The organism is Pseudomonas lundensis (assembly GCF_002269125.1).
In the GTDB taxonomy this organism is placed as follows: domain Bacteria; phylum Pseudomonadota; class Gammaproteobacteria; order Pseudomonadales; family Pseudomonadaceae; genus Aquipseudomonas; species Aquipseudomonas lundensis_A.
The window spans coordinates 1-10017 of the sequence record NZ_NQKI01000060.1; the positions used below are offsets into that span (position 1 = coordinate 1).

At 51.9% G+C, this 10017-nt stretch carries 8 protein-coding genes; 3 read left to right on the forward strand and 5 right to left on the reverse strand.

Annotated elements, in window-relative coordinates:
- A partial coding sequence (locus CJF39_RS23210) for a hypothetical protein (RefSeq protein ID WP_212555992.1) occupies nucleotides 1-220 on the forward strand: 220 nt, incomplete at its 5' end.
- Here the strand turns inward: CJF39_RS23210 and tcuB are convergent.
- The 3 genes from tcuB to CJF39_RS21920 all read right to left on the reverse strand — a co-directional run bounded on the left by tcuB (nucleotide 192) and on the right by CJF39_RS21920 (nucleotide 3895).
- On the reverse strand, nucleotides 192-1349 hold the full coding sequence (gene tcuB, locus CJF39_RS21910) for a tricarballylate utilization 4Fe-4S protein TcuB (protein ID WP_094995296.1): 1158 nt from the start codon (nucleotides 1347-1349) through the stop codon (nucleotides 192-194). The two genes, CJF39_RS23210 and tcuB, sit on opposite strands and share 29 nt — an antisense overlap.
- Nucleotides 1336-2790 (reverse strand): FAD-dependent tricarballylate dehydrogenase TcuA, encoded by a 1455-nt coding sequence (tcuA, locus tag CJF39_RS21915; RefSeq protein WP_094995297.1) that lies wholly within the window; start codon nucleotides 2788-2790, stop codon nucleotides 1336-1338. Before tcuA ends, tcuB begins: the two co-directional genes overlap by 14 nt.
- Nucleotides 2791-2959: 169 nt before the next feature.
- Nucleotides 2960-3895 (reverse strand): LysR family transcriptional regulator, encoded by a 936-nt coding sequence (locus CJF39_RS21920; RefSeq protein WP_094995298.1) that lies wholly within the window; start codon nucleotides 3893-3895, stop codon nucleotides 2960-2962.
- A 169-nt stretch (nucleotides 3896-4064) separates the two neighbouring features.
- Between CJF39_RS21920 and CJF39_RS21930 the strand changes: the two genes are divergently transcribed.
- A protein-coding gene (locus CJF39_RS21930) for an IS3 family transposase (protein WP_212555993.1) occupies nucleotides 4065-5181 on the forward strand; the annotation gives its coding sequence in 2 pieces (ribosomal slippage) (nucleotides 4065-4318 and nucleotides 4317-5181; 1119 coding nt in all).
- A 285-nt stretch (nucleotides 5182-5466) separates the two neighbouring features.
- On the opposite strand, the gene CJF39_RS21935 is transcribed toward CJF39_RS21930, so the two are convergent.
- Nucleotides 5467-5730 (reverse strand): type II toxin-antitoxin system ParD family antitoxin, encoded by a 264-nt coding sequence (locus CJF39_RS21935; protein ID WP_094995301.1) that lies wholly within the window; start codon nucleotides 5728-5730, stop codon nucleotides 5467-5469.
- 555 nt (nucleotides 5731-6285) lie between these two features.
- On the opposite strand from CJF39_RS21935, the gene CJF39_RS21940 reads away from it, so the two are divergent.
- The gene (locus tag CJF39_RS21940; RefSeq protein WP_094995302.1) at nucleotides 6286-8217 is read left to right on the forward strand and encodes an acyltransferase family protein; all 1932 of its coding nucleotides are present in this window, start codon (nucleotides 6286-6288) and stop codon (nucleotides 8215-8217) included.
- A gap of 42 nt (nucleotides 8218-8259) precedes the next feature.
- Here the strand turns inward: CJF39_RS21940 and CJF39_RS22910 are convergent.
- A partial coding sequence (locus tag CJF39_RS22910; RefSeq protein WP_212555994.1) for a hypothetical protein occupies nucleotides 8260-10017 on the reverse strand: 1758 nt, incomplete at its 5' end.

Consider the following 10017-nt stretch of genomic DNA (forward strand, 5'->3'; position numbering starts at 1 on the left):
CCATCTTGGCCTCCTGGCTTTAATGGCGGTGTATTTTACAGAAAATCGTATTTCTTGGGTTTACGTACAGAGCCTAGTAACCCGAAAAATGGCCCCTAGCTTGGACCCCTTTGTGCGCGTTGTGGTCGTCGTCGTTTTCATCATGGCTGCCGTTATGCTCACTATTGTTTTTGGAATGAGTGTTCAAGCCGTTAGTCGTTGCCAGCAACGACCGGGTTAGGTTGGCGTTTCTCGATGGCGTGTTTGAGCAGCGCTGCGCTGCGGAAGATTCCATGGGCAAACTTGCTGTATGGCATGGTCAGAAAAAACGCCATGACCAGACCGAGATGAATAGCCAGCATCAAGCCCAATGAGCTGGTTTCTCGAAGCGCCAAAAGCGCTAAGCCGCTTGCGCTAACCAAAAAAAGCAATGCGATGAACCCGCGATCCATAGGCTTCTGGTTCTCGTCACCGTGCGCAGGGTTGCGGCGCAGGTTCAACCAGAGCAGGCCTGCCGGACCGATCAGCAAACCGATACCCCCGACAACGCCCAACATCACCGGCAAGCTGAAGATCGGATAAGGGGCCGGCCAATTCAGCAAATAGTGAAAAAGCGTTGCTACACCCGTGGCGGCGAAGCACAACATGAAGCCGTAGAAGGTGAGGTGGTGGAAGCGACGCCGCCAGAGGGTGAAATGATCGTCGGCGTTGTTGCAGCCCTCACCATGGCCACCGTCCAGATATTTGAGCTGCGCGACGCTGGCTGTCGCTTCAAATGCGGCGGACGCTCTTACTGGCAGAGAGGCTGCCACGGGTGAGACGCTGTGCCAGAAACGTCGTACCCCAATGGTTAGCGCTAGTATCGAAAAGCCGAACACTGCGCCAAACATCCACGCAAGCGTGTTATGCGGGAAGATTTTGTAGAAATTACCCGCCGCAATGGTGACGAACAGGTTCCCCATAATCATCTGGGTCAGGCATAGAAACAATGCCAGGCCCGCTCCCGAAGCCAGCGCCAGGGTCATACCGTTTCGCTGATACAACTTGCCCATCACCCGTGGCCATGCGTATTCGGTGTAAGTATCGAGGCGCACCTTGGCCATTGCCTTCGGTACATTGACGTCGAACTCATGTGGGGCCGAGTACTGACAGGCGTGTAAGCAGGCACCACAGTTGTGGCAAAGGTTCGCCAGGTAATGGATGTCCGCCTGGTTGAACTCAAGCCGCCTGGTCATTGCCGGAAATACCGCGCAGAAACCTTCGCAATAACGACAGGCATTGCAGATGGTCATCTGCCTCTCGACTTCAGATTCGTCAAGATTCAGTACCGGGATCAACTCGCCCGATGATTTGGGATCAAACAGTTGCATGTGAGGACTCCGTATTCACAGATGAAGCGTCAACGCCCGCAGCGGCGGCCGCTTGTGCACCGGCTATACGGCCGAACGCTGTACCGATGGCCATGCCGATACCTGCGGTGTAGCCCTTACCCAATACATTGCCGGCCATCATTTCTCCGGCTACGAACAGGTTGGGGCTCGCTTCTCCGTTAAAGTGCACGGCGGCGGTTTCGTCAGTGGCGAGGCCGAGGTAGGTGAACGTGACACCGGGTTTGAGCGGGTAGGCATAGAAAGGCGGTTTCACCAATGGACGCGCCCAATGCGTTTTGGCCGGCGTCAATCCGTGGGTGTGGCAATCGTCCAGTGCCGTGTGATCGAAGGTACCGACGCGGCAGGCGTTGTTGTAATCCTCCACGGTCCTTACGAACTGTTCTTCTGGCAACTTCAATTGACGGGCGAGTTCTTGCAGGGTATTCGCAGTAGTCCCGGGAAAGACGGGAGGCATGAAGCGCCCGACGGCTTGTTGATCGATAATCGAGTAGGCCTGCTGCCCTGGTTGGCCGGCGACCAGACGCCCCCAGATGGCATAACGCTTGGGCCAGAAATCCTCACCTTCGTCATAGAACCGTTTGCCGTCACGATTGACCACGACACCCAGTGATACACAGTCGATTCGCGTACAGATACCGCCGTCGTAGAGTGGCGCGCGTGCATCGATTGCAACCATGTGTGCTTGCGTCGGATCGCCGATCACGTCAGCGCCCAGATCAAGCATGCGCCGCAGCAAAATACCCGTATTGAATCGGGTTCCACGGATCAGGAAGTTGTCGGCGGGCCATTCACCGCGCTCGTTCTGCCCCCAGGCTTCGCGTAACCACTCACGGTTGGATTCGAAACCACCAGCAGCCAACACGCAGGCCCGGGCTTCAATACGTTCTGCCGCGACGCGCTGACCATCGACTTGATGCTCGCCAATGTGGGCCGCGACGAATTTTCCATCGACCAGTTCAATATCGGTGACTTGGGCGTTGTACCGGATTTTCACACCCAACCGTTCGGCACTGCGGAAGTACGCATTCACCAGCGCCTTGCCGCCCCCCATGAAAAAAGCATTGGTGCGGGCCACGTGCAGCGCGCCTGACAGAGGTGGCTGAAAATGCACCCCATGTGAGCGCATCCAGTCGCGGCAAGAAGAAGATGCGCGAATGGCAATGCGTGCAAGCTTTTCATCAGTAAGACCGCCGGTGACCTTCAACAGGTCTTGCCAGTATTCCTCTTCAGGATAGGCGTCGATCAATACATCTTGCGGCTGGTCGTGCATGCACCGCAGGTTACGGGTGTGCTGGGAGTTTCCACCGCGCCAGATTTTCGGAGAAGCTTCCAGCAGCATCACGCTGGCACCCGCTTCTCTCGCCATCAGAGCGGCGCATAAGGCAGCGTTGCCGCCCCCTATAATTAAGACATCGATCATCATCGCTCCTCGATCTGCAAGGAGGCTGAAACGAACGGCTCCTTGCGTGTTGGGGAACGATAGAGAGGGCGTCCGATAGTCGAAAGGCTGCTTTTGACACGAGGCGTTTAGTTTTTCTAAACACTTAAGCCCTTTCGACGCTCATGCGGCCGTGATTGCGTGGAGGCGATTACACGTCTAAATCTTCAATCCAAGTTGCGCCTGGCCACTGCTTGTTGGCAACCAATTGTCGTGCAACATCGACGATGACCAGTCGCGTTGCCAATGCCGCCGGGGACAATTCGTCATCGGCCAACGTCGCAAGCAAATTACGCCGGCCCACATGGGGGTCGGTAATTTTGACCAGTGAAAGTCCTGACTCGTCCTTCAATGCAGCTGCCGCCCCGGGTTGAATCGTTGCAGCATGACCGGCGCGCACGGCGTTCATTAGCACCGCAAGCCCATCCACTTCCATGATGACGTTGGGGGTTAATCCGACACGCTCGAATGCGCTCATCAATGCCGAACGCAAACCATGTTGGGCACTGGGCATCACTAGTGGCAAGCCGCCCAAGTCGGCTAACTGCACACTGTCGCCACGAGGCGCTTGCAGTAGCGTTGGCGAGGCGATGACAAACAGCTTTTCATCCAACAGTGACGTCACGCTCCAACGTTTACCGCCTTCAAGCTGGAACAGAATTGCCAGATCAATCTGCCTGGCGTTTAGCTGGCCTGCCAAGTGTCCGGAGAGCATTTCCACTAAATGGAGTTGGATATCCGGATAACGCGTGCGCATGGCGTTTATCAATGGCAGAGCAAGCACCGTCGCGGTAGTTGGTGGCAAGCCGACACTGACATAGCCACTCATACGCCCGCGATGTGCTGCCAGGATGGCGTTTTCTGCTTGGCGCAATGTCAACTGTGCATGGTGTAAAAATGCAACTCCCGCGCTGGTAGGCGTCACGCCCGTCGTGGTGCGATTAAAAAGACGGGTGCACAACTCGCTTTCGAGCTTGGAGATCTGCTGACTAAGGGCCGACACACCTACCTCCAACTCGAGTGCTGCCCGCCCTAGACTGCCATGCTCAATAATTTTTACGAAATAACGTAGTTGTCGTAATTCCAATGCTGTCACTTCCCGCAAAATTGCTAATTTAAAACTCGATGTTGTTTCTCAAATGCGCAACAACCAACCTGAATCGCCCCGGGTTTCCTAGACACCCTTTTGCCTTAAATGGACTGCCCCCGGCGCCATAGACATCTCCAGCTTATGCTTTGAGCATAGGAGGAAGTCTATGAGCACCCAACGATTCACGCCGGAATTCAAGGCAGAAGCTGTCAGGCAAGTCATCGAGCGCGGATATTCTGTTGCAGATATAGCCGAGCGCCTCGGTGTATCAACCCACAGTCTCTACAAATGGGTCAAGGCTGTGACGCCTGATAAGACCGAAAAACAGGCCAGCGAACTACTCGAAGCCAAGAGCGAAATTTTGCGGTTGCGAGCCCAAATGCAACGGCTGGAAGAAGAGCGCGACATATTAAAAAAGCAACGCGGTACTTTGCCAGGTTGCCCGAGTGAAATACCGCTTCATCAACGAGCACCGTCATCAGTACGCGATCACCACGCTGTGCCGGGTCTTGCAAGTTGCTCGTGCCGGGTTCTATCAATGGCTGCACAAGCCGGTCTCTGCGCGCGAATACGACAATGCACGGTTGTTAGGGCTTATTCGCGATTCTTATGCTGCCAGCCGAGGTGTCTATGGTGCCCGGCGGGTGTTTGCAGACTTGCGGGAGGCAGGTGAAACCTGCGGCAAGCACCGTGTGGCCAGGTTAATGCGCGTCCATAAAATCAAAGCCCCTCGCCCTATTAAAGGACGGCCCTCAACCATCGCCCCCAATCACCTCAATCGGACGTTTACGGTTGACGCACCGAACAAAGTTTGGGTGACCGATATCACCTATATCCGGACGTGGCAAGGTTGGTTGTACTTGGCTGTCGTGCTGGATCTCTATGCGCGCAAGGTAGTCGGCTGGTCAATGAAACCGACGCTAGCCAAGGAGTTGGCGTTGGATGCTTTGCTGATGGCCGTGTGGCGTCGCAAGCCCAAACACCGAGTGCTCGTCCACTCCGACCAAGGCAGTCAATATGGCAGCGATGACTGGAAGCGCTTCTGCCTGGCAAACCAGCTGGAGCCCAGTATGAGTCGCTGGGGTAACTGCTGGGACGATGCCGTGGCCGAGTCCTTTTTCAGCAGCCTGAAAAAAGAACGCATCCGCAAACGGATTTACAAAACCCGGGATATGGCCCGGGCCGATGTGTTCGATTACATTGAAGTGTTTTATAACCGAACACGCCGTCACAGCCATCTGGGCGGCGTCAGCCCTGAGGCCTTTGAAAGCGCCTCATTATGAGGCTGGAAATTGTCTATGGCGCCGGGGGCAGTCCACCGACTAGGATGAAGCTGAAGAAAACAACTTTGCGCATCGCAAACCTCCGCACGACAGCCTCCAAGCTACGCCTGCAGGTGCCACTCGATCGATGGAAGATACATCTGCCATTGGCGCTTTATACGACGGTCACAACAGAGGTTCCAGCGAACTCATATTGAGTTACAAAATTGGTGACACCCATAGCAATTTCAGCGTGAGGCAGCTCACCTTTTCCTCATCAGGCCTTGATCTGCAACTTTACGAAAGTCAGCCTCTCGACTTGGCCAACTCACGCACCTGCGCTTCGATCTCATCGAAGACCTCCTCAGCAGATCGCGGCTCCCCGCCTTGTATGCCCTCGGCCAAGGCCGCCTTCAATTCCAGCGTCCTGGTCGCGAATTGTTGCTGCTGTTCTTCCAGCAGACGCAAGCCTGCTCGAATGACCTCACTGGTGTTGTTGAAACGCCCCGAGGCCAACTGCTGCTGCACAAAGGCCTCAAAGTGCGGAATCAAGACAACGCTGGTGGACATGCGGTTCTCCCATGTGATGCGCCTGACTACCAATAGATAGTGATTTTCAGGGTGGCTGCGTGGCTGCGCTCAAGTCGCATTGATGAACGGCAGCCAACATCAATCTTCATCGACAGGTCACCTCCCTATTAAGGGCGGCGATGACCGCGAAAGTGCGGCAGAACCTAGAGTTCATAACAGCCCACGAGCTGGTAGGGGTCTTAGTAGGGGTCTTTTCGCAGACATGAAAAAGCCCAACTCGCGAGAGTTGGGCTAAGTCATTGAAAAATATGGTCGGGACGGAGTGATTCGAACACTCGACCCCTAGCACCCCATGCGTGCTAAGGCTATCGAAACCCTTACAGATCAAGCATTTATGGGGGCACCCACTGCAATCGATGCCCAACAGTGCTTAATCAGGTTTCACAATTCCCCGCAAAACTCCCTCAGCAGCTTCAGTTCTTCGTCGCCTTGCCGACCATCTCTTAGCAACTGCTCTGACACAAACACGAATTCACTTGTAGAATCCGCCTCGATAATAATCAGCCCCTACCGTCTGCTTAAGAAAGGGAAGTCATGCACAGTAAAAACACCAGCTACCGGGCCGATATTGATGGCCTGCGAGCGGTCGCGGTATTGCTCGTCCTTCTATTCCACTTCGACCTCGGAGTGTCCGGAGGATTTGTCGGGGTGGACGTATTTTTCGTCATCTCCGGTTATCTGATCACCGAAGTCATCAGAAACGCCATTCACTCAAAGAGGTTTTCGTTTTCTGACTTCTACATAAGACGCCTACTACGTCTGCAACCAGCCCTGATCGTAACCATAGGCCTCTGCCTGGTAGCGGGCTTTCTATTGATGGACCCAGCATCATTCAGTGGGCTGGCCACCTCAGCAGAATATTCAATTCTTTCGGCTTCTAATTTCTATTTTTGGCTGAACCAAGGCTACTTTGATGCCTCGGCTCAGACTCAGCCTTTATTGCATACCTGGTCATTGGCAACTGAATGGCAGTTCTATTTGGTCTGGCCTTTCATTGTCTGGGCGGCGCTTAAGCTATCTGATCGATTCTTATTGATTTTGCTATCAGTCATGACAGTCGTATCACTGGCAGCTTCGCAAATCATGCTGGACTATGACTCATCCGCCGCTTATTTCATGATGCCTTTCAGGGTATTTGAGTTATCGATAGGCGGAATGCTAGTGTTCGCGGCCAAGCATCGCGCAAGCCCAAGCATCGAGTCTGCAACTGTCATTACTGGGCTGCTCCTGATCATTGGCTCGGCCTTCCTGTTGGATTCCACGTCACCATTCCCTGGGCTTCGTGCACTGGTTCCCTGCTTGGGGGCTGCTGCCTGTATCTATGCGGGCCGCTCTAAAGCTGGGTCAGTGCTGCGCTTATCGCCGATGGTGAATATTGGCCTGATTTCATATTCGATTTACTTGATTCACTGGCCGATTGTAGTTTTCTATAAGTATTATGTTTTCCGCGATTTAGAGACCTTTGAAAAATTAGCACTTTTGACCTTAGCCTTTGCCGCTGGCGCACTCCTATACCGTACCGTAGAAAAAATGTTTATGGGCAAAACGCCCAGTATCAAACCCATTGGCTTGTCAGTGATAGCGTCTGCAACCATGGCACTCATCGCTTGTTCAACCTTCGTTATAAACGAGCAGGGAATGAAGTCCCGAGTACCGGAAAAGTATCTTGCTTTTGCGGCAGACCCCGTGAGCTTCCATACAAACAACTATGGTGGTAGCGGTTACGAGCTCAACACTATCCTTGGCGAAAGCAACGGTAAGATAGCTGCAGTTATTGGGGGCGATAGTTTTGCCCTCCAATATGCAAGCGGAATTGATGCAGCGTTGAAAGGGACAGGCCAGTCGATTCCTGGGATTTTTATCCATGGATGCATCCTCTCAGGCGAATACACACGAGTGTTGAACAACGCACCTCGTCAGGATTACCGAGATAAATATAAAGCTGTAATCACCGCATTACAGCACAACAAAACTCCTCTGATCCTTGCTCAGCACTGGAGTGGCTACCAAGGAATAATAGCCAACTCAAGCGGCGAGAATGTGCCTACTGAGAAACCTGAAGAGTACATCAAGGTCATCTTGGACTCTCTGAATAAAATTCGCGCCGACATTGGAAGTCGGGAGTTTGTAATCATAGGAACTCAGCCCTTAAAAAATGGCCTGAAGAGCCCCGTATCCTGCTTGCTACGCCCTAATTATATTGAGCAAAAGTGCGAGTCACTGCTCGGCTATCTAGTAGCAGATTCATCAACCAAGGCGATTAATTCAGCTCTTGCTGAATTTGCCAACAGCAATGAGCATACAACATTCATAGATGTGTCTAAGTCACTGTGCCCAGATGGATACTGCTCACCTTTTCATTCTGGAAAAGTGCTTTATTCGGATGCTGCTCATCTTTCCATTGAAGGGTCCGCGATTGCTTCAAAGCAGATTCTAACTGACTTGAACATTATAACCACCAATTAGACAAGCGTTTGTTACGGGAGAGGGAAAGCTCTCCCGTGTTTGTTACGCTACTTGAACATCGAAACCACACCAAATTTTGAATGCACCAGTCGGAATTATTAACTGAACCTGTGCTCCGCTGCTGTTAGCAAATAGGCGAAGCGCACCCGTTACGCCGTTAACCACTGCCCCAGTGTTGGCCATTGCCATAGCACCGCTTCCCGCCCCGGTCACACCCTCCAACCCGACTGCAAACCCTCCAACTAATTGCGGCTGAGACTTCAAGTTCAAAGGCATAGAAATTTGAATTTGTTGCCCTGCTCCTGGATGCCCAGCATTAACGCTAATCATCACCCAGCCGCGACACTGCTTTCCAACCCTTGAAAACATCCCAACCTGAGAGCTATACGATCCTGTTCCTGATGAGGATGCACCTGTGACGACTGGTATCCATGGGTTCTCAGTTACATCACTTTCGTGGGCAGCAAAATTGTTGGCGAGGTCATTTAGAAAAACATCGCCAATCTGTGAGTTTGTAGCCACATCAAAATTGTGCGATGCCTCTTTAATGATCCCTTGCAAAGTCAAACCTGACGCGGACTTATAGCAATTGCGAGAATGCTTAACATGTGTGCTAGAACCCAAATTGTAAGACATTGCATATGATCCCGCTTGGCCATTTCCGCATTCTTCAATCATATTGTCGGCGTGATCAAAATGATTAATGGAGAACACTTCAACTCCAGATCCGCCGCCAGTAGCACATCGAGCGTATCTATTTCTGAAATGATCAACGTTTCTAGGGGCCTGCCCTGTGGTAGATTGCCCAAATGATGCACCGCTTCTTTTATAGTTTTCAAAATCATTATCGTAAATACGCACACCTTTAACAGCTCTCACTTCTATTCCTCGCACACCATTCCTGCCAACATTTCGAGCAATCGTGACTGCCGACGATATATCGCTATCTGCCAGCACTCTGTTAGTACCAATAAATATGTCTGCGTGATTTGACGTCAAAACTGCATCTCTAAAATCATTGCCTATAATTTTTATACCTAGAGGCGAAGGCGTTACATTGGTAGGTATGAAGAGAGAAACCACCCCAACGTTACCACCTACGTTGCGAAATTTATTTTTAACAATCTTAATATTTTTCACAGCGTGGAACGCTGCACTGTCAGGCTCTATATCGATGGCACCGGGCATATTTGGCCTTGTGCAATTTTGAAATACGCTGTCCGCTATCAAAATATTATCGCCATCGATAATTGAAACTCCATTTCGATTGTCATTATTCAGACCATCAAACAATGCATCCCTAACCTTAATATCAAAGTTGTGACGCTCCATTCCGCCTACATCACCAGAGCCTATATATAAGCCATCACCACGAAACCCTACGAAGTGAACTCGATCTATCACACAGCCTTTGACACCGTTAAGCGTAAGCAAATGGACTTGCTCAGAAAATCCATTATCCATTACAGACCCTAGAAGGCTGAAATCCTCAAAGGTCAGATCTTGAATGAATGACGCAGGACTACTGCTATTAAGTGCGAAGGCTGCCCGGACATTACTGCTCAACGGTTTAATAATGGTGTTTCCGGGCCCGTCACCATAGAAATAAGCTCCTGATGGCAAGGAATTTAAGGCGACACGGTAAGTGCCTGCGGGCATGAACGATCGACGTCCCGTAGCTGCTGCAGAAAGAAAAGCAGGCGTACTGTCCAAAACCCCAAAATGATCTTGCCCAGCACGAGTGGACACCCCGTTAAGCGATAAACTGCAACGAGGTGAACCATGGCAAGAACCGCTACC